The organism is Sphingomonas panni, assembly GCF_022664435.1.
GTDB classification, from domain to species: Bacteria; Pseudomonadota; Alphaproteobacteria; order Sphingomonadales; family Sphingomonadaceae; genus Sphingomonas; species Sphingomonas panni.
In genome coordinates this window covers 104,562-131,417 of sequence record NZ_JAKREU010000002.1, presented here as the reverse complement: position 1 = coordinate 131,417, position 26,856 = coordinate 104,562, and the positions used below count along the sequence as shown (strand labels likewise).

The window sequence follows — 26,856 nt, the reverse complement described above, 5'->3', positions numbered from 1 at the left end:
ATCTCGGACACAATGGCACGACATACGCGATCGAACGACTGGGGCTTTCCGCGGTGGCGCGGCTATAGCGAGGGCCGCGAGGCCCAGACGGTGAAACTGTGCGATCGCCACGGCTGCACCGAACCCGGCAAATGCCCTGCGCCGAAATCGCCCAACAATCCCGATCGCTGGTATTTCTGCGAAGCGCACGCCGCGGAGTATAACAAGGGCTGGAACTACTTCGAAGGGTTGAACGAGGAAGAGGCCAAGGCCCGCGAGGCCGAGGAACGGCGCACGGCCAATGGCTATGCCGCGTCGGCGTCGAACGCGTGGGCCGGGTCGGGCGACGGCACCCGGTCGCGCGACGAGATGCGTGCGCTGGAAGTGCTGGAATGCGATCCCGACGCCGATTTCGACACGATCCGGCTGGCGTGGCGGAAACTGGCCAAGGTGTATCACCCCGACGTCCGTCCCGGCGATGCCGATGCCGCCAAGAAATTCCATGCGATCCAGGCGGCCTATGACGTGCTGCGGGTTGCGGAGGAACGCCGGAGCTGGAAACCGGCGTGAGGACCGGCGTCCGGTCGCGGTGGGACAAGGCGGTGCTGGTCTGCGCCAAATGTTCGAGGAAGCTGGACGGCGGGTTCGGCGATAGCGGCAAGCCGCTGGCGAAGGCGCTGCGCAAGCATCTGAAGCTGAAGAACGGGCCGAAGTCGCGGGCGGGCGTGGTCGAGGTGAAGTGCCTCGACATATGTCCCAAGGGCGCGGTGGTGGTGGTCGACAGTGCCCGGCCGAACGACTGGCTGCTGGTGCGGCCGGGCGATGACCTGGACGCGGTAGCGGGACGATTGGGGCTGGACGGGTAGGGGCGGGCCAGCCGGCGTGCCGGTCCCAAGGCCGACCGACATATAGTCCCTCGGATAACCGCTCCCTCCCCATCGTCGCCCCCGCGCAGGCGGCAGTCCATAAGCGCCAGCATTACAGATCGAGTTGGAACGTCACCGGCTATGGATTCCCGCCCGCGCGGGAATGACAAGAATTCGCGACGGGCGCTGAATGTCGATCGGACCTAGCGGATCGGTCTTACCCCGGCCAGCAGCGTTCGGGCGGCGGGAAAGAGGATGCGCTCCTCGCGATCGAGGAGGTCGAGCAACGTCGCGGTGATCTTCCGCAGTGACCGGCCATAGCCGCTCCAGTCCTGCCGGATCGTAGCCGTCGACCATTCCGCGATATGGGCGGAGAAGCTCATCCGCAACGTGCACGACCGGGTTTCGATATCGGCATAGTCGGGAATGCGACACGCCATGCCGTGCGCCTTCAGCGGCGCATGGATCGCGGCGATTTCGGTGGCGACGTTGTCGGCGATCACCTTGGCCAGCGTGATCCGGGCTTTGGCGATGTGCGGCAAGCCCTGATCGAGCGGCCGGTCGGTCAGCGAGCGTAGTTCGCCCACTGCCGCGACGATGGCTGCGTGCTGCTGTTCCAGAAGGCCGATGTCCAGCTGCATGTCGATCCCCGGCTTCGATTGCCGCCAAGGGTCGTATACCAAACAGGGTTAACGTTGCGGAAACGCTAGCGGGATGGCGTTGCGTGGCACCCTGCCGGATGCCCGAAGACGAACCGCGCCTATGCGGCCGGGCGGCCACCCGCCAGCCGCGCCGCCGTTTCGCGGATCAGTGCGATCATGTTGGGAATACCCTGCGTCCGGTTCGAACTGAGCTGGTTGCGCAGGTCGAACGGGGCCAGTGCCCCTTCGATATCGGTGTCGAGGATCGCCTGCGCGCTGCGATCCTGCACGGTCGCCAGCACCAGCGCGATGATCCCCTTGGTGATGGCGGCATTGCTGTCGGCAAGGAAGTGGAGCGTGCCGTCATCCCCGGGCTGGGGATAGACCCAGACCGATGCCGAACAGCCGCGGACCAGCGTCGCATCGGTCTTGAGGGGATCGGGCATCGGCTCCAGCTGGCGACCCAGGTCGATCAGGAGCCGGTAACGGTCGTCGCCGTCGAGGAAATCATATTCTTCGCGGATGTCGTCGATGCTCTGCATGACGCCGCTATAGGCATTTGGCCTTACAGTTCCACCCCGGCGGCGATCGCTTCGAGCTTGCGGATGCGTTCCTTGAGGTCGGCGATCTCGATCCGGGTGCCGGCGTTCGGCGTGGGCTGCGTAACGGCACGGTCGCCCAGGCGCTGTTGCTGGAGCGTCAGCCAGCCGCGCCAGCCCGCCAGCGTCGTGACCGATACGATGGTGACGGCGGCCAGGGTGGTGATGGCAAGGGCGAGGGTGAGCGTGAGGTTCATCGGACTATCCCTTGCTTGGGGGTTAGTTGAGGGGTTTGTCGCGCAGGCGCTCGATCTCGTCGGAGAGATCGACGCCGCGGTCGGTGATGATGCGTTCGAGGACGCGGACCCGCTGTTCCAGCCGTTCGGTCTGGGCGGCATATTGGGCGGCCTTCTCGGCGGTTTCGGTGCCGCGAACCGCAAGCTCGCGTTCCTTCAGTTCCAGCCAGGGCTGGAACACCAGCTTGCTGAGGATCGCGACGATCGGGATCATCAGGGCAAGGGCGGGAATGATGAAGGGGCTCATCGTCGTTCCTTTCAGTTCGCGCGGCCGCGCAGCTGCTCGATCTCATGGGTAAGGCTGTGCGCGCCGTCGGTGACGATCCGCTCGACATTGGCGAGCCGGTCCTTGATCGACCCGAGTTCCGCCTTGAGCTGGGCATTTTCCTGGCTCAGCAGCTTCACGCGCTCGACCGTCTCGTCATTGGCGCGGGGATAGACGCTCTGTCCCCAGCCGCCCTGCAGCGGATAGCCGTTCTTGACGCGCAGCCAGGTGGTGATGACCCAGGCGGCCATCGCGGTCAGGCCGAGGATGACGAGCATCGGTGCCAGGTCGGGATTGTTGGTCAGCATGGTCATGGTCCTCCGGCTCAGCGCAGCGCGTCGATTTCGCGGGCGGTGCGGGTGGCGGGGTCGGTGGCGATCCGTTCGAGGACGGCAATGCGTTCCTCGAGGCGCAGCACCTTCGCCTGCAACTGCTCGTTCTGGTCGGCCATCAACTGCGCCTGCCGTTCGACCGCGATCCGGTCGCGCTGGCGGCGGCGCTTGCTGTCGCTCTCGAAATCGTCGTCGTCGTCGTCGTGATAATGGTCATCCAGCGGATAGCCATGCTTGGCCTTGATCGCGGTCTTGACGATGCTCGCCACCATAACGATCGCGATGATGGCCAATACGAAACCCGGTCCACCCCAATTCATCGTTTCTCTCCCCGTTAGTATCGTCCCGTGGCAGGGATCGGATCAGCGCAGGCTGTCGATCTCGTCCGCCAGGCGGGTGTTGCGGCTGGTATAGTACATCTCGATGTCGGCGAGGCGACGATCGATGTCGCGGAAGGTCGAGCGCATTTCCGATGCCGAGCGGGTCGGGTTCGACCGGACGCCCTGCCAGAATTTCTCGTCCTCGCGGCTTTCATAGAGGCCGTACGGCTTCTTCTGCGCCATCCAGGCGATCATGAAATAGGCGATCACCGTCCAGGGGAAGCCGCCGGCCAGCGTCAGCAACACCGTGCCGATGCGGATCCACATGACCTCGACACCGGTATAGTCGGCGATGCCGGCGCACACGCCCGACATCTTGCCATTCGCCTTGTCGACATAGAATTTGGTGCGTGCGCCGGACATTAGTCCCTCCGTGCGTAATCGTTGTTGCGGAAATCGCTTTCCGGGAATTCCCGGCGCGGCATCGAAGGGCGGAAATCCGGATTGTCGGCGGCGATGATCCGCTCGATCGTCTGGAGCCGCTCTTCGAGCCGGCGGGCAGTGACATGCATGTCGTCGAGCAGTCGCTCGTCCTCGTTGGTCAGCGTCGGCGACTGTTTCCACTTGGTGATATAGTGGAGGATCAGCCACGGCAGACCGATGAAGAGGACGCTGATCGCGACCGCCGCCGTCAGGAAATCGCCCATGCGATCAGCCCTCCCGGTTGAGGCGGGCCTTCAGCGCGGCCAGCTCGGCATCGATCTTGTCGGACGAACGCAGCTCGGCGATCTCGTCTTCCAGGCTCTTGCCCTGCTGGCCCATGCCGGCGGCTTCGGCGCGGCCTTCCGCCAGGTCGGCGCGGCGTTCCAGCACGTCGAAGCGGCTGAACGCATCGGCGGTCTTGGAACCGGCATACATTTCGCGCAGCTTGGTGCGGTTGTTGGCGGTTTCCATCCGGGTCTGGATGGCGTTCTGCCGCGTCCGTGCCTCGCGCAGCTTGTTCTGCAGCTTGGCGATGTCCGCTTCCGATGCATGAAGCGCATCGTCCAGCACGACGATCTCGGCGTTCAGCTGCTCGATCATGTCGATCGCCTTCTGCCGTTCGACCAGTGCGGCCTTCGCCAGGTCCTCGCGGTCCTTGCTCAGCGCCAGCTCGGCCTTTTCGGTCCAGCTGTCCTGCAGCTTGTCCAGCTTGGTGATGTGCCGGCGCATTTCCTTCTGGTCGGCGATGGTGCGTGCAGCGGATGCGCGGACCTCGACCAGGGTTTCCTCCATTTCGAGGATGATCATGCGGATCATCTTGGCGGGGTCCTCGGCCTTGTCGAGCAGGTCGGTGACGTTGGCGGCGATGATGTCGCGGGTGCGGGAGAAAATGCCCATCGGTTACTCCTGACAGATACTCGGGTGGCCGGGATGGAACGGGGCGGAACCACCCCGGCCCGCCGCCTTACGCAATCTGCGCGGCGGCAAGGGTGACGGCGGACGGACCGGGTGCGGTCGTCGCGCCAAGGACGAACAGGCTCACCAGCAGCGCGGCGGCCATGCTGGCGACCGATTGCGTGAGGTTCGAGTAGTTGCGCATGAGGAAAACTCCCTGAAGCTGTGTCGTGCGCCCTGTGTCGGGCTTGTCCGATACTTTGCAGGAGGCGTGCCAATTCCGAAAATGACGGTTTTGCGTCACTTTTCCCGAGTTGGCGTAGGTGGCGATTTTGGCCCTTGCGAATGTTTGGGAAAATACGCCACACATCGGCGATGGAACGTGCAACCCAGGTCGTCGGCCAGTCCGGCCCGTTTCTCGATGCTTTGGAGCGCGCCAGCCGCGCCGCTCAGCTCGATCGTCCCGTGCTGGTGATAGGCGAGCGGGGTACGGGCAAGGAGCTGGTCGCCGAACGCCTTCACCGCCTGTCGGGACGCTGGGACCAGCCGCTGGTGGTGATGAACTGCGCCGCCTTGCCCGAGACATTGATCGAGGCCGAGCTGTTCGGCCATGAATCGGGCGCGTTCACCGGCGCGACCAAGGCGCGGGCCGGGCGGTTCGAAGAGGCCGATGGCGGCACGCTGTTCCTCGACGAGCTGGGTACGCTGTCGATGGGGGCGCAGGAACGGCTGCTGCGCGCGGTCGAATATGGCGAGGTGACGCGCATCGGATCGTCGCGGCCGATCCGGGTCGACGTCCGCATCGTCGCGGCGACCAACGAACATCTGCCCGACCGAGTGGAGCGCGGGACGTTTCGCGCCGACCTGCTCGACCGGCTGAGCTTCGAAGTGGTGACGCTGCCGCCGCTGCGCGCACGACCGGGCGATATCATGGTGCTGGCCGATTTCTTCGGGCGGCGCATGGCGGCGGAGATCGGGCGCGACGAATGGCCGGGTTTCGGTCCCAATGCGGTCGATCAGCTGATGGACTATCGCTGGCCGGGCAATGTCCGCGAACTGCGCAACGCGGTCGAGCGATCGGTCTATCGCTGGGAACGGCCGGGACCGATCGACCTGGTGGAGATCGATCCGTTCGCCTCCCCCTTCCGCCCCCGTACCGCCGGCACCGCGCCGGCGGTCGCCGCAGTGTCGGCGGGCGAGGTGCCGGAGCCGAATGCGCCCGACGATAGCGGCGACGATTTCAAGACGCGGGTAAACCGGTTCGAACGCCAGCTGCTCACCCGCGCGATGGCCGACGCCCGCTATAACCAGCGGACCTGTGCCGATGCGCTGGGCCTGACCTATGACCAGCTGCGCCACGCGCTGAAACGTCACGGATTATTGGGGCAGGGCGGCTGACCGACCCTTGCGCCCGGTTTACCGCACCCTAGATGTTGCCCGAACGTAACGACCGGAGCCAAGCGCGCCGACCTTCGTTCGGTCGACCAGAGCTTACTGCCCAAGGAGGAACCCCCATGGCTTTCGAACTTCCGCCGCTGCCCTATGCCTATGACGCGCTGGAGCCGACCATCGACAAGGAAACGATGACGCTGCACCACGACAGGCATCATCAGGCCTATACCGACAAGCTGAACGAAGCCGTGTCGGAGGATGCGAGCCTCGAAGGCAAGTCGATCGAGGAACTGCTGTCCAACATGTCGAGCGCGCCGGCGAAGCTGCGCAACAATGGCGGCGGTTATTGGAACCACACATTCTTCTGGGAAACGATGAAGGGTGGCGGGTCGCAGCCGTCGGGTGCGCTGAAGGATGCGATCGATCAGCAGTTCGGCGGTCTCGACCAGCTGAAGGAGCAGTTCAACACGGCGGGCGCCAACCAGTTCGGATCGGGCTGGGCATGGCTGATCGTCGGGCAGGACGGCAAGCTCGCCATCACCTCCACGCCGAACCAGGACAATCCGCTGATGGACGTCGCCCCGGTCAAGGGCACGCCGATCCTGGGCAACGATGTGTGGGAACACGCCTATTACATCACCTATCGCAATGCGCGCCCCGCCTATCTGAAGGCATGGTGGGACGTGGTCGACTGGGACAAGGTCGGCCAGCGTTATGACGCGGCGGTGAAGTAATTTACCGAACGGCACTCTCCTGGAAGGGGAGAGGGTTGGGAGAGGGGGCTGTCCGCGAGGACGGCCCCTTTTTCGTCGTTGCGCTGCACGTCTGAAATCACGACCGTGCTGCATTAACCGCTTCGACGACGCCGCGACGGTCGTTAAGAAGCGGTGATGGGACGCCGATCAGATCACACCAGACCCCAGATCGAACAGATGCTGGTGGTCGAGGGCCACAAGCATATGGCGGAGGTGGGCTTTGCGCGCTTCTCCGCCCGGGAAGTGGCCAAGCGGATCGGCTATTCGATCGGCACTCTGTACAATGTGTTCGGCAGCTACGACCGCTTTCTCCTCGCGATCAACACCCGCACGTTTCAACTATGGACCGCTCAGTTGCGCAGCGCGCTCGACGTCGGCGGCGCGGATCGTATCCGTTGCCTCGTCGAAAGCTATTTCGCCTTTGCCCGGAGTCATCGAAACCTGTGGCTGGCGATCTACGACCACCATTTGCCTGCGGACCTTACGCTGCCGGAGGAACAGGACCGGTTGCGTGGGGAATTGACGCGGATCGTGGTCGAGGAAGTAGCTGCGGTTCTGCCCCCGGCCGCCGCACCGCTGGTGCCGTCGCTGGCGCGGTCGCTGGTGGCGACGGTGCATGGCCATTGCGCGTTCGACCTTGCCGGGGCGTTCGCGTTGATGGGCGAGACGGAACCGGTGGAAATGGCGCTGGCGCGGGTCCGGGAGTCGCTTGGCGCTGCTGCCCGGAGTTTCGATGGGAGCAGTGTTTGACGCGTGGCGGCAGGCGGTGCGGAACGCCGTGCGTCTTTCGCCGGCAGGCGTCGTAATCCGGTTCTCAACGCGACCGCGCCCGGTTACCAAAGGCCATGCAAGCACCCGATCGAGTTCGCCGCGTCGTCATCCTGGGGGGCGGTACCGCCGGATGGATGACGGCGGCGGCATTGTCGCGCAGCCTTGGCGATGCGGTCGCCATCACCCTGCTGGAATCCGACGCGATCGGCACGGTCGGGGTCGGTGAGGCGACGATCCCGACCATCCACTGGTTCAACGAACTGGTCGGGATCGACGAGGCGGCGTTCGTGCGCGCGACGCAGGCGACCTTCAAGCTGGGCATCGAATTCGTCGACTGGACCGCGCCGGGACATCGTTATTTCCATCCCTTCGGACAGTTCGGCGCCCCGTTGCCCGGGGTCGCGTTCCACCATCGCTGGCTGAAGGCGCAGGCCGAAGGGCTGGACGTGCCGCTGTCTGCATTATCGCTGGCGGCGCAGCTGGCGGCACAAGGGCGGTTCGCCAAGCCGACAGGTGATGCCCGTTCGATCCTGTCGACGCTCGGCTATGCCTATCATTTCGATGCCGGGCTGTACGCCGCCTATCTGCGACGGTTGAGCGAAAGCGCCGGTGTGACGCGCATCGAGGGCAAGCTGCATCATGTCGAGCGTGACGGTGAAACCGGCTTCGTCACCGCACTGACCACCGAACGGGGGGAGCGGATCGAAGGCGACCTGTTCATCGACTGCTCCGGGTTTCGCGCCTTGCTGATCGCGGGTGCGATGGGGGAGGGGTATGAGGATTGGTCGCACTGGCTGCCATGCGACCGCGCGGTCGCGGTTCCCTGCGCCCGCGTTGCGGCGACCACGCCCTTCACTCGGTCCACCGCGCGGGCGGCGGGGTGGCAGTGGCGCATCCCGCTCCAGCATCGCACCGGCAACGGCTATGTCTATGCCGGACGCTATCTGTCCGATGACGAGGCTGCGGCGACGTTGCTCGGCAGTCTGGATGGCGAAGCGCTGGCCGAACCGCGGTTCCTGCGCTTCACGGCGGGCACGCGGCGGCGACCGTGGCGGGGCAACGTCGTCGCGATCGGACTGTCGTCCGGCTTCCTCGAACCGCTCGAATCGACCAGCATCCACCTGATCCAGAGCGGCATCACCAAGCTGCTGACGCTGTTCCCCAACCGCGACTTCGATCCGGCGCTGGCCGACCGGTTCAACGAGGTGTTCGCCCGCGACATGGACGGAATCAAGGATTTCCTGATCCTGCACTATCACGCCACCAGCGGGCGCGACGACCCGCTCTGGCGGCATTGCCGGACGATGCCGCTGCCCGACAGCCTGCGTGCGCGGGAGGAGCAGTATCGTCGGTCCGGGCGGATCATCCTCGATCCCGACGAACTGTTCCGCGAGGCGAGCTGGCTGGCGGTGCTGAACGGGCAGGGGATCGTCGCGCAGGGCTATAACCCGCTGGCCGACGCGATCGACAGCACCACCAACCGGGCGCAGGTCCGGCAGATCGCGGAGGTGGTGGCGCGGGCGGCACCGACACTGCCCCTGCATGATGCGGCACTGGCGGCGATGCTCGGCACATCATGACGGCACCCGATATCGTCGGCCGGCGGATCGGACTGGAGCGGGAGCCGATCGCGATCGTCGATCACTTCCACCCCGATCCGTCGAGCCTGCGCGCGTTCGCCGCGACGGCGCGGTTCGAACCCGCGCGACGGCACTATCCGGGCGTGCGTGCAGCCTTGCCCGACGATTATTTCCAAGCGGTTCGGCCCGCCTTGTCGCAGGTGCTGGCGGGCGTGTTCGGCCATCGTGCCGGGGTCGCGTTGCTCGATGCGAGCTTTTCGATCGTCACCACGCCGCCCGACGCCCTCTCGGTCCAGCAACGCGTGCCGCATTATGACGCGGTCGAGCCGGACCGGATCGCGCTGGTCCATTATATGGGCGGGGAGGGGGCCGGCGGCACGGCCTTTTATCGCCACCGCGCGACCGGCTTCGAAACGATCGATGCGACGCGCGCGTCGGCCTATCTGGATGCCGTCCGTGCCGAGGTCGCTTCGGCCCCGCCGCCGTCCGCCTATATCGACGGATCGACGCCGTTCTTCGAACAGATATCGACTGCGGAGGCACGACCGAACCGGGCAGTGATCTATCGCAGCGCGCTTCTCCACAGCGGGAAGATACCGGCCACGGCGACGCTCAGCGCCGATCCGCTGCGCGGCCGGTTGACGGTTACCGCTTTCCTCTCGCTGGGCTGAGCGTGCGGGGCGGCTGTACCGCCAGATAGACCGTGCTCCACAGCTGTGCGGCGTTGGATTCGTCGACGTCCTGCTTGCCGGCACCGAAGGCGACGACCCGATAGCGGCCGCCGCTATAGTCCCAGGACCAGAGTTCCGAACTCTGCGTCGCGCGGGCGGCGTTGATCGCTTGCCACAACGTTGCCTGTGCGCGCGTCAATACCGCACGAGTTGAGGACGGCAGGTCGCGACGGGCGAGCTGGCGTTCAAGGCCGGCGGCGAACAGCGCCTGCTGCCACGACCACACGACCGCGCCGTGATAGGCCGCGGGCGTGAAGCGCGCCTGCACCGTCGCATCGGTCTGCGCCGCGTTGGCGACCAGCATACCGATATCGGTCATCAACCCCGCCGGGAACGGCCGCATCGCGGCGGTGACATAGGTTTCCAGGTCCGCCGGCGACGGATCGGCGAACATCAGAGCGAAGCCTTCGTCGGAATTGGCGATGGGGATCGGCCGACCGCCATCGTCCAGGGCGATGGCGTGGAAGGTCAGCGGCGCGGCGCCGAGCGACGCCAGTGCCGGTGCGGCGGGAATGCCAAGGCTGCGCGCATAGGCTTCGATCCGGGGCCGTGCCTGCGCGGCCGGTGTCGACACACGGAACAGCGCCGGCGCACGGGTGCGCCAGACGGTCGCCATCGCCTCCGCTCGACCCAGCGCCGCACGGTCCCCGGCCGTCAGGTACCGGTCGAGCAACCCGGCGCGCAGCAACCGCGCCGTTGCCTCCAGCGCCGCCGGTACGAACACGGCGTTGACGTCATAGGCATAGCGCCCGCGACCCAGCCCTTCCTCGCTGTCGCGCCACTGTCCGGTCAGCCGGCCCTTGCCGATCGCCACCAGCTGCGCATAACGAGGATTGTCGGCAAAGGGACGCGCGGTGTCGATGACGAAGCGCAGGTTGCGGACCAGCGCCTTGCCGGCGGGTTCGGTGGTGCCGGGTACGCCTTCGCTCGCCAACTTCTTCTCGAGAAAGGCGCGGGCGCGGGTCGGCATGCCATGGTCGAGCAGATAGGTCGCAGCGACCGGTGCCAGCATATAGTCGTCGTCGACCATCGCATAGTCGAGCACCGCCGCATCGCCGCTGCCGCCATGCTGGCGACGGTCGACCACCGCGAACTCGCCAATGCCCTCTTCATGCGCGACATCGCCGCGCGCATCCAGTCGGGCGAGGACCGATCCGAGCCCGGCTTCGATCGCCTGGGGTTGCAGGACCGGCATCAGCAGCCGGAGCGACATCAGCGTGTCCCGCCCGAAATAGGTCTGGAACCGCCAGGAGCCGGCGAGGAATTTCTCGCGATAGCTCAGGAAGCGCAGCGCGTTGCGTGCCGCCGGATCCTTGGCGGCGCGCGCGTTCAGCAGTTCGTTTTCGGCAAGACCGGTCAGCGGGGTTTCGCCGCTCGACGCAGTGATTTCCATGCGCAGCGGCCGGCCGGCATCGGCTACCAGCGCGCCGCCCCGGATGCTGCCCGACAACAGCCGCACTTGCAGCAGATAGCCCGGCTTTCCGTCGAGGCGCGGGCGGCTCCAACGGATCGTATTGCCCGCGATGACGGGATCGACCGCTACCTCCTTCGGGAAGCGGCCGACCGATTGATAGTCGCGCAGGAAGCGGATCGAAGACAACACCGCCTGCTTGATCCGCAGCAGCGGCGCATCGATAGTGGCGATCGTGACGACCGCCGGCTGCGGTCCGGCGATGCCCGGTGCGCTGGTCGGACGGGGCGCCTGCTCCATCCGCCACGTCGCACCGCGCGGTACCGTGTCGAACCACAGACCGACGCCGCTGTTCCCGGCCGGAAAGGCAATGAGAATGCGCGGATCGCTGCCGTTGCGCAGCAGCAGATGCGCCGCCACCGGCCCCTCGCGAACGAAAGCGTTGAGATTCTGCCCTTCGGTGAGTTGATAGGCGAGTTCGGGTGCCGTTACGGGCCGTTGCGCGACTGCCAGTCCCGTCCCGGCCAGCATCGCCCCTGCCAGCATCCACCGCGCCACGGTCTTCATCCACCACCTCTTCCGCAAGGGCGGGGTGCCGCACTACGCCGCGACACCCCCTTCGTTCAGAACCGGAACGTCAGCGTCCCGCCATAGGTCGGGCCGACGATACCGCGAGCGTAGAAATAGCCGTCGGTGATCGCCTGCGTCTGTCCCTGGCGAGGATTGCCTTCGGTCAGGCCCACCACGTCGAACACGTTGTCCGCGTTCAGGTTCAACTGCACCCGCTTGCTGAGGTTCAGGTTCACGCCGATCCCGGTCACGCCATAGCTGGGCAGGGCGATGCCGTTGCCGTTGTCGGCGAAAATCTTCCCAACGAACTTGTACCGGGCATAGATGTCGCCGACCCCGTTGGGCAGCGTGAGCGTTGGCAGGATGGTGAACAGCTGGGCCGGGGTCCGTTCCGGCCGGTTGCCCTCGAACGCCGCCCCCTGATCGACACCGTCGAGCTGCAGGTTGAGCAGCTGCGGGTCCTGGAACACGCCCTGGAAGTCGACCGAGAACCAGTTGGTCGGGCGCACGACGAAGTCGATCTCGACGCCCTTGGTCCGCAGGTCGGCGTTCAGGTTCTGCTGCTGCGAGGGGTTGGTGGGGTTGGCGAAGTTGTAGTTCTGATTGTCGAAATTGGTGCGGAACACGGTCGCCGAACCGGAGAAGAGACGGCCATATTGGTAGCGGACGCCGGCTTCATACAGTTCGATCGTGGTGATCGGGTCGACATTGTTGGTCTGGAACCCGTTGGCATAGCGGGCATAGACCGAGAAGTTCGGCGTGATGAGATAGTTCGCACCGACCGTCCACGACGCCTTGCGCTGCGTGCGCTGCCGCGTGGTGAAGGTGCCGTCGAAGCTGGAGCCGACATTGCGGATGACGCCGCCGACACCGGGCTGAACCGGCTGGTTCACGGCCAGCTGGTTGCCGTCGAGCGCGGTCGCGTCGTCGCTTTCCCAGCGTACGCCGCCGTCGACGCGGAGGTCGCCGAACGCGACTTCGTCGTTCACGTACAGCGATACCGCCGAATCCCGACGCTCGCGGATACCGGCGCCCCAGTCGCCATAGGAAACGAGGCCGTTGTCCGACAGCGTGCCGATGACCTGATTGTTACCGTCCAGCGCGACGATGTCGTACACGTCGCTGTTGGTCCGCACGTCGTTGACCATGCTGGCGGTGGCCGACTGATCCTGCTTGCGGATCACGTTGTAATACATGACGCCAGCGGTCAGCGAGTTCTTGAACCGGTCGTTCTCATATTCCCAGCGACCGCCGACATTCGCGCCGAAGTCGCGACCGTCGATATAGTCGTGATTCAGCGTGGTGCGCTGAAGGAAGCCGTTGCCGGCAAGGGCGGCGAGCTGCGCGGTCTGGTTCGACCCCAGCACCACCCCGGTCCGCAGGTTCTTGATCCCGAAGCGCGTCGCCGCCGGATAGGCCGCACGGCCAAGCGTCAGCAGGTCGTTGATCGGCGAGGTGGCACCGGGCGTCAGGTAATTCTGCGCGCTGGTCAGGCCGGCATTGCCGGTACCCGAACCGGGGAATAGGCCGTTGAAGTCGTAGGAGTATTTCAGATAGCGGACATGGGCGAACAGGTCGACCGTCTCGCCCACCGGCTTTTCGATGTCGAAGCGGACCTGCGCGGTCTTCGCCTTGATCCCGTCGCGATAGCGGAACTCGCGGAAGCCGCTGGGATGGGCGAAGGTCGACACCGGCACCGCGATATTGGCGAAGGAATCGCCGCCGACATTGCCGTCCTGCGTGTCGAGACCCGGAATGCCGCGCACCTTTCCACCGTCGAGGCGGTACGGCATCGTCGCGTAATAGGCATTTTCGACATCGCCGCCCTTGGCCGACAGACGGGCATAGCCGCCATCGTCGAAGCGATATTCGAGCATCCCCTTCAACCGCCAGCCGGCATAGTCGAACGGATTTTCGCGCACGCCGGGGCTGGACTGGATATAGCCGCCGACATTGAAAGCGAGCTTGTCGCTCAGCGGCTGCGAATAATAGAATTCGCCGCGCTTCATGCCGTAGTTGTAGGCGCTGACGCGTGCCGCGCCCTCGGCTTCGTTGAAATTCGGGCGCTTCGAGATGAAGTTGATCGTCGCACCGGCACCGTTGACGGTCAGCACGCCCGATGAACCGCCCTTGACCGCTTCGAGACGATCGATGGTCAGGTCCTGATCGAAGAAGAAGTCGGCCCCGCCGCCGCCGTACAGGATCGGCATGCCGTCCTCCTGCAACTGCACGAAGCGCTGCCCGCCGCCCTGAAGGCCGCGGACCGAATAGTTGTTCGATACCTGGCCCGCCGTTGCCTCGACGAAGATGCCAGGGACCAGTTCGAGCATGTCGGCGGTCGAGCGCGGTGCGCGCCGGTCGATATCGGCCCGGTCGGCGAGCGTGATGTCGGCCGATGCGGTGATGAGCGGGCGATCGCGCGAGGTGGTGCCGGTGACGACGATCACGTCCTGTTCGTCATCGGTCATGGCGGCGTCGGCGGTCGTCGTCGTGGCGGAATCGGCCGGAGGGGTCTGCGCCCATGCGACCGTCGGCAGCAATGCTGCACCGGCCAGCAACGCTGCACGCGCGACATTGCGGTTGAAACTCGACATGATCCTCTCCCACCCTCGAACTTCGTTGGTCCCATCGTTTCTGGGACCGGTTACATCTAGACGGCGGCGTCCATGGCGGCAATCATGGTATACCTTCGACCGGATGAGAAAGTTCTGCTGTGGCGATTGCGCAACAATGGTGTCGGACCGCCGGCTTTAACCGACGGAAAATGTTGCAGACGTCGTTGTTGGCGACTGCCGGGATAATGGTCGGTGGCGCGGGTCGTGTGGCATCGCCGCGGATCGAGGCGCTGATCGCACGGATGACGCTGGCGGAGAAGGCCGGACAGCTCAGCTGCTTCAACGACGAGATTCGCCCGGTGGGGGCCGTGTTCAATCCGGTCGTTTCGCCGCGCGGGGCGGAGGCGATGCTCGCCGATATCCGTGCCGGACGGGTCGGGATGCTCTTCAACGGCTATGGCGTGGCCGGGGCGCGGCGGGCGCAGGCAGCGGCGCTGGAGAGCCGGTTGGGCATCCCGCTGGTCTTTGCTGCTGACGTCCTGCACGGCTGCCGGACGATCTTTCCCATCCCGCTGGCGGAGGCTGCAGCGTTCGACCCGGACCTGTCGCGGCGCGCGGCACGGGCGGTCGCACGGGAGACGACGGCGAATGGCATCCATTGGACCTTCGCGCCGATGGTCGATGTGGCGCGCGATCAGCGCTGGGGCAGGGTTGCGGAGGGGGCGGGCGAGGATGTGCTGCTCAACTGCCTGCTAGCGTCCGCGCGGGTCGAGGGATTTCAGGGGCCGGACCTGACGAAGCCCGACGCGCTGCTGGCCACCCCCAAGCATTTCGTCGGCTATGGCGCGGTGCGGGGCGGCATGGAATATGCGGCGGTCGACATGAGCATGGCCGCACTGCGCGAGACGTTCGTGCCGCCGTTCGCCGCGGCCTTTGCCGCCGGGGCCGGCGCGACGATGGCGTCGTTCACCGATTTCAACGGCGTTCCCGTCAGCGCGAACCGGCCATTGCTGACCAATCTGCTTCGCGGCGATCTGCGGTTCGACGGGGTATGCGTGTCGGATTACGATGCCGACCGCGAGTTGATCGCCCATGGCATCGCCGCCGACGAAGCCGATGCGGCGCGGCTCGCCATCCTTGCCGGGATCGACATGTCGATGCAGAGCGGTCTGTATCAGCGCCACTTGTCGGCGTTGGTGGAGGCGGGGCAGGTACCGATCGCCGCCGTCGACCAGGCGGTGCGACGGGTGCTGATCCTGAAGGAGCGGCTCGGCCTGTTCGACGATCCTTATCGGTCGCTCGACCCGCGGGCGGAGCGGCGGGAGACGGGCAGCAAGGCGGTCCGGGACATGGCCCGCACGGTGGCGACCCGATCCATCGTCCTGTTGCGCAACGATGGCGACCTGTTGCCGATCGCGCGGCGGGGCAAGAAGCTGGCGCTGATCGGCCCGTTCGGCGCGGATCGCGCGAACCTGAACGGACCATGGTGCTTTGCGGGAGATTCCGCGCGGGGTATCGACTTGGCGACCGGTCTGCGCGGGGCGATGGGCGATCCGGCATCGCTGATCGTCGAGGCCGGCAGCGGTATCACCGAACCCTTGCCCGGCGGCATCGAGCGGGCGGTCGCCGCTGCGCGTGCCGCCGATATCGTCCTGCTCGCCATCGGCGAGGGCGCCGACATGTCGGGCGAGGGTAACAGCCGCGTCGAGATCACCGTCCCCGCCGCGCAGCAGGCGCTGGCCGAAGCCATCGCAGCGACCGGCACGCCCGTCGTCGTGCTGCTGCGCCATGGTCGCGCACTGGCGCTGACCGGAGCGGTGCGCGACGCCCCGGCGCTGCTCGCCACCTGGTTCCTGGGCGAACAGACCGGTCCGGCCGTCGCCGACATCTTGTTCGGTGCGGTCGAGCCGACGGCAAGGTTGCCGGTCAGCTTTCCGCTCGCCACCGGCCAGCAGCCCTGGTCCTACGACCGACGCAGCACCGGGCGACCGGCACCGGATGCCGAACCGATGGCGGCCGGGCGCAGTCATTGGCGCGATGCGGCTGACAGGGCACTTTACCCGTTCGGATCGGGAATGGGCTATACCCGCTTCGCACTGTCCGACCTGCAGGTGCCGGCAACGATCGCGGCCGGGGCGATAGTGCCGGTGTCGGTACGGGTACGCAATGTCGGGACGCGGCGTGGAGAAGCCCTTGTCCGACTCGACGTGCACGATCGGGTGGCCAGCCGGACGCGACCGGCGCGACAGATGAAGGCGTTCCAGCGCGTGACGCTGGCCGCGGGCGACGAGACCCGGGTCGAACTTCGCATCGCCGCCGATGCACTGGCGCTGGTTACCGGCGATGGCCGTTGGCAGATCGAACCCGGCATGTTCGATCTGTGGGTCGACGCGGGAGCGGGCACCGAGATAGCAGGAGCATTTCGCCTGGAATAGCGCATGGCGACGACAGGCGGCGTCAATCGCGAAGCCGGCCAGCCTCGGCCAATGGCGCGTTCAACGTGAAGATCAGTCCCGTCGGCTCGAAGTCCAACAGTGCGTCGCCCTGGAAATAGGCTCGGAGCGACTGTTCGATCATCCGGGAGCCGAAGCCGTGGCGGTCCGGCCGCGCCACCGGAGGGCCACCCTTTTCCCGCCACTCCAACTGGAAACGAGGTTCTTCAGCGGACGCTCCGTCCGAGATCTGCCAGGACAGGGCGACACGACCGACTTCGACCGAAAGCGCGCCGTATTTGCACGCATTGGTCGCCAGTTCGTGCAGCGCCAGCGCAAATGCCATCGTGACCTGCGGCTTCAGGGTGATAGCCGGACCGTGCAGGTCGAGCCGATCACCGACGCCGTGCGGGGCAAGCGTCCGCCCGATGACCTCGTGCAGGTCCGCCTCCATCCACGATTTTGCCGTCAGGACATCGGTCGCCTGCGAAAGCGCGGTCAGGCGCGCACCCAGTGCCTCGTTCGCCGAGCGCAGATCGGTTGCCTGACGAAGCGTCTGCGACGCCACCGACTGTACGACGGCCATCACGTTCTTCAGGCGATGGCTGAGTTCGTCGTTCAACAATTCCTGTTGCCGGCGTGCCTGATGCTGTCCGCGATTGTCGCGCGTGACGGTGGCATAGCCGAGGGCGGAGCCGTCGGGATCGACGATGGGGAAGATGGTGCACAAGACGGGTATCGCTTCGTCCCTGGGCCAATGGCGAAGCTGCCGTTCGCCGGCCCAGCTGCCGTCGCGATCGACGGCCGGCAGTAGCTCGGCATGGATCGCGTCGGCGTCTTCCGCCGCGAAGAAGTCGGCGATGTTCATCGACGCCACCTGCGACCGGTCGACGCCGACCATCGCCAGTCCGGCGTCGTTCACGAACGAGACCGATCCGTCCAGCCCGATGACGGCGATGAAATCCTTGCTGTTCTCGACGATCCGGGTCAGCCGGCTGCTTTCCGCCTCGGCAGCGCGCATGGCGGTAATGTCGCGGGAGACCGACAGAATGCTCGACGGGGTGCCGTCGGTGCCGACCACCGGGCTGACGGCGACGTGCCACCACCGTTCGTTGCCGGCCATCGTCGATGCCTTGCCGATGAAGCTGCTGCTCTGGCCGGCCTTTGCCATGGCGACGGCCGCCTTTGCGTCCGCATTGCCCTGTCCTTCCCAGAAATCGGGCCAGGCGCAACCATGGATCGCGTTGAAATCGCTGACCTCCATCACCTCCTTGCCGCCTTCGGACATGAAGGTGAGGCGGGCGTCGAGATCGAGGATCTTGATGCAATCGGTCGAGCTGGCCAGCACACTCGTCAGAAAGGATTCGCGATCGGCCAGTCGCTGGAGGGCGTGGTCCTTTTCTGCGGTCAGGCGCCGAGCGCGTTCGAACGCCGCGCGCACGTCGGCGGCCAGCAGGGCGACGCCGAGCGCGATCATCAGGAAGATGACGCTTGCGACCCATTGTACCTCGGTCAGCCAGAACGCGTTGTCGGGGCGACCGATCGACGCTGCGGCGGCGACCATGGCGAGGACGCTGGCATAGATGCCTGGCCCGCGGCCCAGCATCAGGGCGATGAGCAGGATGGGCGGGATGAACAGGAGCCATGGCAGGATCGAGGTGATCGCGGACGCCCGGAATACCGCCACGACGGCAATGACGAGCGTCGCGATGAGATACCGTGCCGGTCGGGTGACAGGCCGGTCCAGCGACCAGGTCAGCAATTGATCGAGCGCTGGTAGCGACTTCGCGTGCGGCATCGTTTTGGCCCGTAAAAGCAGGCACTCCGCCAGCCTGCACGTTCCAATAGCATACGATTTCGTTCGGTCTACGGAACAATCGGCGGGCGGCCGGTGGGCGCGAGGCTTACACCGGCGTTCTCGCAACGGACGCGCCTCTCGCGTTTCGCCCGCGACCGCCAAGGACCAGCGTTTCCACCGGCCGATAGGCGATTGATATCGATCAAGGAATGATATTGCGTGCTATCCTACATGATGACTGTTTGACGGGGTGGACCACCCGATCCCGGAAGCCGGAAAATCCGCGACTCTTTCGTACTGGGTCGCATGGGAGAATGGATGTGCCGCACGATCTGCCCATGGTGCTGTGCATTCCGGCGCGAAACGAGGCCGCGCTGCTGCCGGCGCTGTTGACCGCTGTCGGCGACCTTTCGGGGGATCGCACGCTGCTGCACGTCTGTCTGTATCTCGACGACTGCCGGGACGGCAGTGCGGTGCTGTTGCAGCGGATCGGTCCGACATTGCCCTTCCGCCTGTCGGTTGCACATGGCAGCGCGACGGCCGGGCCGAATGCCGGTGCGGCCCGAGCGGCCGCGGTGGCGATGGGGTTGGCGATACTGGATGGCGGCGACGGGCTGATCTTCACCACCGATGCCGACAGCCTGCCGCGACGCGACTGGTTGCTGGCAGGGTGCCGGGCGCTTGCGGAGGCAGACGTCGTTGCGGGACGGATCGTGCGCACCGACGCGGTCGGCGATCCGCAGGCTACGCGGATCGAACAATTTTACGACCGGCTGCACCGGTATCGCCGGACCATCGATCCGGTGCCGTGGGAGGCACGGGACACGCATCATTTCGGCGGCGGAGCCAATCTGGCGATCCGGGCCAGCGCCTATCGCGCGATGGGCGGCTTCCTGCACCTGCCGAGCGGAGAGGATGGCCGCCTGCTCGACGATGCCGCCCGCGCCGGTCTGCGGGTGCGGCGGGACGGGGCGATGGTGGTCGAGACGTCCTCGCGCCGTTCGGGCCGAAGCGTCGGCGGACTTGCCGGGCTGTTGCTGTCGTTGGACCGGGGCGACAGGCCGCGCATGGCCGATCCGCGTGGATCGTCCTGGCAATGGCGGGGGCAGGCGAGTGCGCGGGAAAGCTTTGCGAGCATCGACCAGCTCGGCACGCGGACGGTTCTGGCCGAGCGGCTTGGATTGGCCGCCGATCATGTGTTGGGGGTGGCGCGGGATTGTCCGAATGCGGAGGCGTTCGCGATGCGGGTCGTCCCGCCCCCGACCGTTCATGACGGACTGGTATCGTTGGACGAAGCGGAGGATATTCTGACCGGACTGGAAGAGCAGCGGTGCGAGATCGCCGCATGAGCGGCATGGCAGCCGATCTGCGCAATGCCATCGCGGCCGCCGGATGGGCCGACGCGCCGTCCGGCGACCCGCCGACGGCCGATGCGTTCGTGGCGTTGCTGCGCGTGCTGTACGAATGCGGTCGTCGCGACCTGCCGCTCGGCCGGCTTCTGGAGGGGCATGTCGACGCGGTGCAGATCGTGCAGCGTTATGCGACGGTCGAACAGTGCGAACGGCTGCGGCAGGCAATCGCGGCGGGGGCGACGCTGGGCGTCTGGAACGCGGGCCTTGCCGATGAACCGCTCCGGTTGGACGGAGCGCGGCTGTCCGGGGGAAAGAGCTTTGCCTCCGGTGCCGGGGTGCTGAGCCATGCGCTGGTCACGGCCGACGGACCGGACGGGCCCCAACTCCTGCTGCTCGATCTCGCGCGGGTGGTGCCGGCGATCGACCGCGACTGGTGGCGTGTCACCGGGATGCAGCGGTCGGAGACCCATCAGGTCCGCTGGCACGATGCCCGGATCGAGGACGGCGATCGCATCGGCCCGCCCGCCGCCTATGCTAGGGAACCCTGGTTCAGCGGCGGGGCATTGCGGTTCGTGGCGGTCCATGCGGGCGGCATCGCCGGTATTTTCGACCGGACCCGGACGCACCTGATCGAGACCGGCCGTGCCGACGATCCGTTCCAGTCGGCCCGGCTGGCCGAATTGTTCGGACTTGCCGACAGGGCGGCTGCGATCGTGCGGCGGACTGCGCGTCTCTGGTTCGACGATGCGTCTACGGAGGAAGCACGGCTGGCACGAGTGGCGGCGGCGCGACTGTCGATCACCGATGCGGCGGAGCAGGCGATCACGATCGCGCAAGGGGCGGTCGGGCTGGCCGGACAGTTTCTGACGCACCCGCTGTCGGCGCAGTTGAGCGACCTCGCCGTCTATCTGCGCCAGCCCGTGCCCGATGCGCAGCGCCTTCGGGTCGGGCGGGCAGTGCAATCGGGTCTGCTGAGCCCGTCGCTGTGAAGTTGCGCATTACCGATGTTCGCCGGGCGGTTGTCGTCGCGCCCCATCCCGATGACGAGGTAATCGGGGCGGCGGCGTTGATCGCGGCGCTGCGGCGGCAGGGTAGCGCGGTGGCGGTAATCGTGGTCAGCGACGGCGCGGCATCGCACCCGAATAGCGTGGCATGGCCGCCCGCCCGGCTGACGGCGACCCGCGAGCGGGAAAGTCTTCATGCGCTTTGCCGCCTGAGCGTTCGGCGGGAAGCAGTGACCTTTCTGCGGCTCCCGGACGGGCAGTTATCTGCCGGAGCGGACCGGTGCCGTGCGGCGCTGCATCGCGCACTGCGACGGCATGGAAAGGTCGACCTGCTGGTCGGTCCGGCCAATGCCGACGCGCATCCCGATCATCGCGCAGTCGCTCGGGCGCTGCGATACTTCCGGTTTGGCGGACGCCGACTGACCTATCAGGTATGGCCGCCGCAACGGCGGTCCGCCCTGCGCTGCCGGACCGTTTCGTTGCCCGGCGGGGCGGCGGCGAAGCGGTCGCTGATCCGGTCGCATCGCAGCCAATTGGGAGCGATACGCGATGATCCGCACGGCTTCTCGATCGCCCGCCATGAACTGGCGGTTTTCGCGCATCCGGTCGAACGGTTCGTCGAGGAACGTGGATGAGGACGATCGATCTGAGCGGATTTGCGGACAAGTTCGCGGGCGACGACGATCCGTGGCGCACCTTCTCCAACCGGGACGAGGCGGTGAAACGCGCGGCCATCCTTCATGCACTGGGGCCGGGGCCGCTCGGTCGCGTCCTCGAACTGGCGAGCGGTAACGGGTCGAACAGTCGCGCGATTGCGCGCCGCGCGTTGCGGCTGGATGCGACAGAGGGGACTGCGGAGGGAACGAGGCTGACCGCTCGCGCCATCGCGAGTTGGCCGCGTAGCCGGGCGATCAAGCTCGCCCTGCCGGCACGTTTTCCGCGCGTCCGCTATGACGCGGTCGTAATCGCGGAACTGCTGTACTATTTGTCGCCCCGTCAGATGCGTGCGGTGGCCTTGAACGTTGCGGAAGCGCTGCGTCCGGGCGGACGGTTGGTCCTCGCGCATCACCGGGTCGACTATTACGACTTCGCGCAGCACGCCGCCGGGATCCAGGCGCGGTTCCTCAGCCTGACCGGGGTGACGTGGAAGCTACGCGCCGTCCGTTACCGATCGAGATGGCAGGTGGTCGTGGCCCGCCGAAATTAGGTGCAGCAGCGTTCCGACTGGCCGGGATAAATCCGTCGGTCAGAACCAACCTGGATCAGAAACATTGTAGCTGCTCATCGCAATGAGGAAGCAGCATATGACGGACGACGAACGCAGCCGCCGCGGGGCGCAGCATGGCCGTCCCTTCGGATGCTGAAAACGTTGATCGAGCGCATCGCAACGAGTTCGCCCGATACGGCACAGCAACGCATCGACGGCAATCTGCCCCTCGAATGCTATGGCGCGCTGGGCGATGGCAGGTCGGTGGTGCTGTCGGGCAGCGACGGGTCGATCGATTGGTGGTGCGTTCCCAACCTGGATTCCCCGCCGCTGTTCGACCGGCTGCTCGATGCGCAGGGCGGTGGGCGCTTCAGTCTGGTGCCGGATGTGCCGTTCACCGTTGAACGGCGATATCGCCAGGACAGCAACGTGCTGGAGACGATCTTCGTCACCGCCGATGGCCGGGCGAAGCTCACCGAATCGCTCAATAGCGGGACGGCCGGGCGCCTTCCCTGGGCCGAACTGGCACGCCGGGTGGAGGGGCTGGACGGGACCGTCCGGTTCGCGCTGACGATGCGGCCGGGGCGGCGGGGGGATACCGTCAATCCCTATCATTCGACGATCGGGCGGCACACCGTCTTCCATGTCGAGCGCGTGCTGGGCCTGTTCGTCCATGATCCGCGTATCACCTGTTGCTGGGCGGACGAGGGCATCACCGGCGAAATCGTCGTCCGGGCGGGCGATCGGCGCACGGTCGCGATCGTCGCCGGACAGGACGAGCCGCTGGTCGCACCGACGATCGAGGAAATCGACGCCCGCATCGACGTGTCCGATCGGGAATGGCGCGACTGGTCCGCCGGGGTTACCTATGCTGGTGACGACCGCCCCGCCTTCCTCCGCAGCGCGCTGGCGCTGAAGCTGCTGCTCTATTCGCCGTCCGGGGCGATCGCGGCGGCGGCGACGACCTCGGTGCCCGAAGGGATCGGCGGCGAGAAGAATTTCGATTATCGCTACGCCTGGGTTCGCGATGCCGGCTATACGATCAAGGCGTTCCTGACCGCCGGTGCGGAGGCGGAGGCCAAGGCGGCGTTTACCTGGCTGCTGAACCAGTTGCGCAATACTGGCACGCGCGTCTGCTACCGGCTCGACGGCGGGATCGTGCCCGGCGTGACCGAATGGGCGATGCCGGGCTATCGCGGTTCGCGGCCGGTGGTCACCGGCAACCTCGCCACCGATCAGGCGCAGCACGGCGTCTATGGCGATATCTTCGAGACGGCGTCGTGCTTCGTCGCCAACGGCAATATCCTCGACAGTGCCAGCGCTGCGTTCCTGTCGCAGCTGGCCGACGAGTGCGCCGACCGCTGGCGGCTGCCGGATGCTGGCATCTGGGAGCTTCCCGAACAGCAGCACTATACCATGTCGAAGATCAGCTGCTGGCAGGGGCTGGCGCGCGCGGTGGAGCTGGCCGACCAGGGGCAGTTGCCGACGACCTGTCGCGAACGCTGGCAGCGCGAACGGGACCGGATCAAGGACTGGATCGAGGCGGAATGCTGGTCCGACAGCCAGCAGGCGTTCGTGATGTTTCCCGGCAGCGACAAGATCGACGCCTCGCTGGCACTGGCGGTCCGTTTCGGGTTCGACGGCGCCGAACGACTGCGCCTGACGCTCGACGCGATCGACCGCGAACTGGGGGCCGGGGCGTTCCACTATCGCTATTCCGGCATGGCACGGGAGGAGGGGTGTTTCCTCGCCTGTTCGTTCTGGATGGTGGAGGCGAGGGCATTGCTCGACCAGCGCGAGGTAGCGCGATCGATGCTCGACCGATTGAACGACGGGCTGTCGCACGGGCACGGCATATTGGCGGAGATGATCGATCCCGACAGCGGGGCGTTCCTCGGCAACCTGCCGCAGGGGCTGAGCCATCTGGCGCATGTGATGGCGCTTTCCGTCCTGAATGGCGAAGCAGCCTGCGACTGAATTGCCTTTCAATGGTTTACAGGACTTCCTTCCCACCGGAGATGATGATGACCGATCGCCTGACCATGCAGGATCCCCGTACGCAATATCCGCAGCCGCCCTTTCCCGAGCAGCCGCAGCCGGTGCCGGGATCGACGGCGAAGATGGACCCGGTGCCCGATCACGGCGAAACCAGCTACAAGGGTGCCGGCAAGCTCGTCGGGCGCAAGGCGCTGGTGACCGGTGGCGACAGCGGCATCGGTCGCGCGGCGGCGATCGCCTTTGCGCGCGAAGGGGCGGATGTCGCCATCTCCTATCTACCGGCCGAGCGGGAAGATGCCGCGGAAGTACTCAAGCTGATTGCGGCGGAAGGGCGCACCGCCGTCGACCTCCCGGGCGACATCACCGACGAGAACTGGTGCCGGACGATGGTCGAACAGGCGGTCGAGCAGCTGGGTGGCCTGGACATCCTCGTCATCAATGCCGGGCATCAGCAGAGCCGCGACAGCGTCGCGGAGGTGTCGTCGGCGGATTTCGACCGGACGATGAAGACGAACCTGTACGCGATGCACTGGATCGCGCAGGCGGCGGTGCCGCACCTGCCGACCGGCGCAGCGGTCATCACGACGGCGTCGGTACAGGCCTATGATCCGTCAGCGATCCTCCTCGACTATGCCACCACCAAGGCCGGGATCGTCGCCTATACCAAGGCGCTGGCGGCGCAGCTGATCGAAAAGGGCATTCGCGCCAATGTCGTTGCGCCGGGCCCGTTCTGGACGCCGCTGCAACCATCGGGCGGACAGCCGCAGGAAAAGGTGATGCAGTTCGGGTCGCAGAGCCAGTTCGGCCGTCCGGGGCAACCGGTCGAGATCGCGCCGGTCTATGTCCTGCTCGCCAGCCAGGAAGGCAGCTACATCACCGGCGAAGTATATGGCGTGACCGGCGGCGCGGGCGTCGCCTGAATGATCGGCCCCGGCGCATGGACAGCGCCGGGGCCGATATCGCTCAGCTTGCCACCGTGAAAACCGAGCCGGAGTCGACACGAATGCCGGCGCCGTTGATGAAGCTTGCGCGCTCGGAACACAGGAACACGGCGGCGGCGGCCACTTCCTCGGCCTTGCCGCGACGCTTCAGGACCATCCCGGGACGTTCCTCCTCAAGGAAACTTTCGATCGCTTCGTCGAAGGACACGCCCTTTTCCTCGGCGCGCTTGCGCATCATGGCGTCGGTCATCGGTGTCGCGATGAATGCCGGTGAGACGGTGTTCACGAGGACATTGTCGCAGCCATAGGCCTTGGACAGTCCCTTGGCCAAGCTGTTGATCCCCGCCTTCGATGCGCAATAGGCGAGTTCATCGACATAGGGCTGTACCGCGTCCTCCGAGGAGAAGAGGACGATACGACCCCAGCCACGCTTACGCATCGCGGGGATCGCCTCGCGACACATGCGAACCGCGCCCATCAGGTTGATGTCGAGCGTTTCCAGCCAGCCGGCATCGTCCACCTCGAGGAAATCCCCCGTCGCGCCGGTAACACCGGCTGCGTTGACGAAGATGTCGGGCGCACCCAGTTGCTCCCGCACCTGCCGCCAGATTTCGGCGACGTCGGCGGCCTTCGTCACATCGCCCGTCACCGCGACGACGTCGCCAAGCCGCTTGAGGTCCGCCGCAGCCTCGTCCAGCGTGCCGCCGTCCTTGTCAGTCAGCGCGACCCGCACGCCGGCTTCGAGCAGCAGTCGGGCAGTTTCCTTGCCCATTCCTGAATCCGCGCCGCTGATCAGCGCGATGCGACCCTTGATACCCAGATCCACTATGTTTCTCCCAAAAGCCCAAGCGGGCGAAATCGACGGGTCTAGTCCTGCAGCAGGACCTGCGCGGTTGGTTCGGGCAATGCCGACCGGATATGCCCAGCGATCAACGCGGCCGTCTCAGACGCGGCTTCGTACGGCAGCAGATGTGCCGCGCCGGCCAAGACCTCCAGCCGGGCATCGGGATAGTGGGGCAGGTTCAGGCGACGCTGCGCGTCTTCACCCAGATCACCGTCCTCACCGCCCGCGACGATCAGCGTCGGCAGCGAAATGCTCCCGACCGAGTCGCGCCAGTCCTCGCGGCTGCCCCTTTCCAGCCATGCGCGCCACGCCAGCGGACCGGCACGCATGACGTCCTCGATCGCCTTTTCCCGAACGATATCCGGCAACCGGGCTGCGCAATTGTCGTCGACGAAGGCTGCGGCCTCTTCCCGATCGATCCGGCCATCGGCGATCCAGCCGAGCATTTGCTGCCGGCGGGCATCGTCCATCGGTTCCGGGGCGGGGGGAGAGGCGGCGAGCAGGACGACGGCGCTCAGCCCGGCAAAGGCGGCGTCTCCGTCGCCTGCCCGGGCGGCGGCGAGCGTGGCGATCTTGCCGCCCATGCTGTGCCCGACCACCGACCATGGCTGAAACGGTCGGGCGGAAACCTCTCCCGCAAACCAGGCGAGCAGGCCTGCCAAGTCCAGATCGGCATCCGGGGTGTCGCCAAACCCGGGAATGTTCAAGGCGACGCATTCGAAACCTTCGCCGAGGGCCTCGACGATGTCGTCCCATTCGCGCGCGCTCGAGCCAAGGGCGTGCAGCAGAAACACTCTCGGCATCCGGCGATCTTCCCATCAAGCTGCGACGGGTGTGTAAAGCGGGGACGGCCATGCTGTTCCACATGGCCGCCAATTAGTCCGTGATGACCCTTCCAGG

Annotated in this window: 29 protein-coding genes; 14 read left to right on the top strand and 15 right to left on the bottom strand. The window is 66.2% G+C overall.

Annotated elements, in window-relative coordinates; all coding sequences use genetic code 11:
- Positions 1-12: 12 nt before the first annotated feature.
- Complete coding sequence (locus MF609_RS05375) at positions 13-549, top strand: J domain-containing protein (RefSeq protein WP_242415286.1); 537 nt, start codon at positions 13-15, stop codon at positions 547-549.
- Positions 546-845: a (2Fe-2S) ferredoxin domain-containing protein gene (locus MF609_RS05370; RefSeq protein ID WP_242415285.1), complete on the top strand. Its 300-nt coding sequence runs from the start codon at positions 546-548 to the stop codon at positions 843-845. Before MF609_RS05375 ends, MF609_RS05370 begins: the two co-directional genes overlap by 4 nt.
- 203 nt (positions 846-1,048) lie before the next feature.
- Here the strand turns inward: MF609_RS05370 and MF609_RS05365 are convergent, their stop codons facing one another.
- The 10 genes from MF609_RS05365 to MF609_RS19875 all read right to left on the bottom strand — a co-directional run bounded on the left by MF609_RS05365 (position 1,049) and on the right by MF609_RS19875 (position 4,820).
- A complete protein-coding gene (locus MF609_RS05365; RefSeq protein WP_242415284.1) occupies positions 1,049-1,486 on the bottom strand; it encodes a hypothetical protein in 438 nt (145 codons plus the stop codon).
- A 119-nt stretch (positions 1,487-1,605) separates the two neighbouring features.
- Positions 1,606-2,028 (bottom strand): SufE family protein, encoded by a 423-nt coding sequence (locus MF609_RS05360; RefSeq protein WP_242415283.1) that lies wholly within the window; start codon positions 2,026-2,028, stop codon positions 1,606-1,608.
- Positions 2,029-2,051: 23 nt separating this feature from the next.
- Complete coding sequence (locus MF609_RS05355; protein WP_242415282.1) at positions 2,052-2,282, bottom strand: hypothetical protein; 231 nt, start codon at positions 2,280-2,282, stop codon at positions 2,052-2,054.
- A gap of 22 nt (positions 2,283-2,304) precedes the next feature.
- Positions 2,305-2,568, bottom strand: coding sequence for a hypothetical protein (locus tag MF609_RS05350; protein ID WP_110154012.1), 264 nt, complete (start codon positions 2,566-2,568; stop codon positions 2,305-2,307).
- Between the two features lie 11 nt (positions 2,569-2,579).
- On the bottom strand, positions 2,580-2,894 hold the full coding sequence (locus MF609_RS05345; RefSeq protein WP_288410396.1) for a hypothetical protein: 315 nt from the start codon (positions 2,892-2,894) through the stop codon (positions 2,580-2,582).
- Between the two features lie 17 nt (positions 2,895-2,911).
- A complete protein-coding gene (locus tag MF609_RS05340; RefSeq protein WP_242415280.1) occupies positions 2,912-3,238 on the bottom strand; it encodes a hypothetical protein in 327 nt (108 codons plus the stop codon).
- 42 nt (positions 3,239-3,280) lie between these two features.
- On the bottom strand, positions 3,281-3,661 hold the full coding sequence (pspC, locus tag MF609_RS05335) for an envelope stress response membrane protein PspC (RefSeq protein WP_055792823.1): 381 nt from the start codon (positions 3,659-3,661) through the stop codon (positions 3,281-3,283).
- The gene (gene pspB / locus MF609_RS05330; protein ID WP_242415279.1) at positions 3,661-3,945 is read right to left on the bottom strand and encodes an envelope stress response membrane protein PspB; all 285 of its coding nucleotides are present in this window, start codon (positions 3,943-3,945) and stop codon (positions 3,661-3,663) included. The genes pspC and pspB overlap by 1 nt, the downstream gene beginning before the upstream one ends.
- A 4-nt stretch (positions 3,946-3,949) precedes the next feature.
- Entirely contained in the window at positions 3,950-4,618 is a 669-nt protein-coding gene (pspA, locus tag MF609_RS05325) for a phage shock protein PspA (RefSeq protein ID WP_242415278.1), read from the bottom strand.
- Between the two features lie 67 nt (positions 4,619-4,685).
- Positions 4,686-4,820, bottom strand: a complete 135-nt coding sequence (locus MF609_RS19875) for a hypothetical protein (RefSeq protein WP_277991079.1) — start codon at positions 4,818-4,820, stop codon at positions 4,686-4,688.
- Between the two features lie 170 nt (positions 4,821-4,990).
- Here MF609_RS19875 and pspF point away from each other — a divergent pair, with 170 nt between their 5' ends.
- The 5 genes from pspF (at position 4,991) to MF609_RS05300 (ending at position 9,784) form a co-directional block, all read left to right on the top strand.
- Positions 4,991-6,013 (top strand): phage shock protein operon transcriptional activator, encoded by a 1,023-nt coding sequence (gene pspF / locus MF609_RS05320; RefSeq protein ID WP_242415277.1) that lies wholly within the window; start codon positions 4,991-4,993, stop codon positions 6,011-6,013.
- A 116-nt stretch (positions 6,014-6,129) separates the two neighbouring features.
- Positions 6,130-6,741 (top strand): superoxide dismutase, encoded by a 612-nt coding sequence (locus tag MF609_RS05315; RefSeq protein WP_242415276.1) that lies wholly within the window; start codon positions 6,130-6,132, stop codon positions 6,739-6,741.
- Between the two features lie 156 nt (positions 6,742-6,897).
- Positions 6,898-7,512: a TetR/AcrR family transcriptional regulator gene (locus tag MF609_RS05310; RefSeq protein ID WP_242415275.1), complete on the top strand. Its 615-nt coding sequence runs from the start codon at positions 6,898-6,900 to the stop codon at positions 7,510-7,512.
- 95 nt (positions 7,513-7,607) lie between these two features.
- Positions 7,608-9,113: a tryptophan halogenase family protein gene (locus MF609_RS05305; protein WP_242415274.1), complete on the top strand. Its 1,506-nt coding sequence runs from the start codon at positions 7,608-7,610 to the stop codon at positions 9,111-9,113.
- Entirely contained in the window at positions 9,110-9,784 is a 675-nt protein-coding gene (locus MF609_RS05300; protein WP_242415273.1) for a DUF6445 family protein, read from the top strand. The genes MF609_RS05305 and MF609_RS05300 overlap by 4 nt, the downstream gene beginning before the upstream one ends.
- On the opposite strand, the gene MF609_RS05295 is transcribed toward MF609_RS05300, so the two are convergent.
- Together MF609_RS05295 and MF609_RS05290 are read right to left on the bottom strand one after the other, a co-directional pair.
- Positions 9,759-11,822 (bottom strand): hypothetical protein, encoded by a 2,064-nt coding sequence (locus tag MF609_RS05295; protein ID WP_242415272.1) that lies wholly within the window; start codon positions 11,820-11,822, stop codon positions 9,759-9,761. The genes MF609_RS05300 and MF609_RS05295 overlap by 26 nt on opposite strands.
- 56 nt (positions 11,823-11,878) lie before the next feature.
- Positions 11,879-14,419, bottom strand: coding sequence for a TonB-dependent receptor domain-containing protein (locus MF609_RS05290; RefSeq protein ID WP_242415271.1), 2,541 nt, complete (start codon positions 14,417-14,419; stop codon positions 11,879-11,881).
- Between the two features lie 206 nt (positions 14,420-14,625).
- On the opposite strand from MF609_RS05290, the gene MF609_RS05285 reads away from it, so the two are divergent.
- The gene (locus MF609_RS05285; protein ID WP_242415270.1) at positions 14,626-16,815 is read left to right on the top strand and encodes a glycoside hydrolase family 3 N-terminal domain-containing protein; all 2,190 of its coding nucleotides are present in this window, start codon (positions 14,626-14,628) and stop codon (positions 16,813-16,815) included.
- 22 nt (positions 16,816-16,837) lie between these two features.
- Here the strand turns inward: MF609_RS05285 and MF609_RS05280 are convergent, their stop codons facing one another.
- Positions 16,838-18,610: an HWE histidine kinase domain-containing protein gene (locus tag MF609_RS05280; protein WP_242415269.1), complete on the bottom strand. Its 1,773-nt coding sequence runs from the start codon at positions 18,608-18,610 to the stop codon at positions 16,838-16,840.
- A 320-nt stretch (positions 18,611-18,930) separates the two neighbouring features.
- Here MF609_RS05280 and MF609_RS05275 point away from each other — a divergent pair, with 320 nt between their 5' ends.
- From MF609_RS05275 to MF609_RS05250, 6 genes are all read left to right on the top strand, one after another.
- A complete protein-coding gene (locus MF609_RS05275; RefSeq protein ID WP_242415268.1) occupies positions 18,931-19,959 on the top strand; it encodes a glycosyltransferase family 2 protein in 1,029 nt (342 codons plus the stop codon).
- Positions 19,956-20,951, top strand: a complete 996-nt coding sequence (locus MF609_RS05270) for an acyl-CoA dehydrogenase family protein (protein ID WP_242415267.1) — start codon at positions 19,956-19,958, stop codon at positions 20,949-20,951. Before MF609_RS05275 ends, MF609_RS05270 begins: the two co-directional genes overlap by 4 nt.
- Positions 20,948-21,601, top strand: coding sequence for a PIG-L deacetylase family protein (locus MF609_RS05265; RefSeq protein WP_242415266.1), 654 nt, complete (start codon positions 20,948-20,950; stop codon positions 21,599-21,601). Before MF609_RS05270 ends, MF609_RS05265 begins: the two co-directional genes overlap by 4 nt.
- Positions 21,598-22,173: a class I SAM-dependent methyltransferase gene (locus MF609_RS05260; RefSeq protein ID WP_242415265.1), complete on the top strand. Its 576-nt coding sequence runs from the start codon at positions 21,598-21,600 to the stop codon at positions 22,171-22,173. Before MF609_RS05265 ends, MF609_RS05260 begins: the two co-directional genes overlap by 4 nt.
- A gap of 150 nt (positions 22,174-22,323) precedes the next feature.
- On the top strand, positions 22,324-24,150 hold the full coding sequence (locus tag MF609_RS05255) for a glycoside hydrolase family 15 protein (RefSeq protein ID WP_242415264.1): 1,827 nt from the start codon (positions 22,324-22,326) through the stop codon (positions 24,148-24,150).
- A gap of 47 nt (positions 24,151-24,197) precedes the next feature.
- Positions 24,198-25,091, top strand: coding sequence for an SDR family oxidoreductase (locus MF609_RS05250; RefSeq protein WP_242415601.1), 894 nt, complete (start codon positions 24,198-24,200; stop codon positions 25,089-25,091).
- Positions 25,092-25,134: 43 nt separating this feature from the next.
- Here the strand turns inward: MF609_RS05250 and MF609_RS05245 are convergent, their stop codons facing one another.
- Positions 25,135-25,938 (bottom strand): SDR family NAD(P)-dependent oxidoreductase, encoded by an 804-nt coding sequence (locus MF609_RS05245; protein WP_242415263.1) that lies wholly within the window; start codon positions 25,936-25,938, stop codon positions 25,135-25,137.
- Between the two features lie 41 nt (positions 25,939-25,979).
- Positions 25,980-26,759, bottom strand: a complete 780-nt coding sequence (locus MF609_RS05240; RefSeq protein WP_242415262.1) for an alpha/beta fold hydrolase — start codon at positions 26,757-26,759, stop codon at positions 25,980-25,982.
- Between the last annotated feature and the right edge of the window lie 97 nt (positions 26,760-26,856).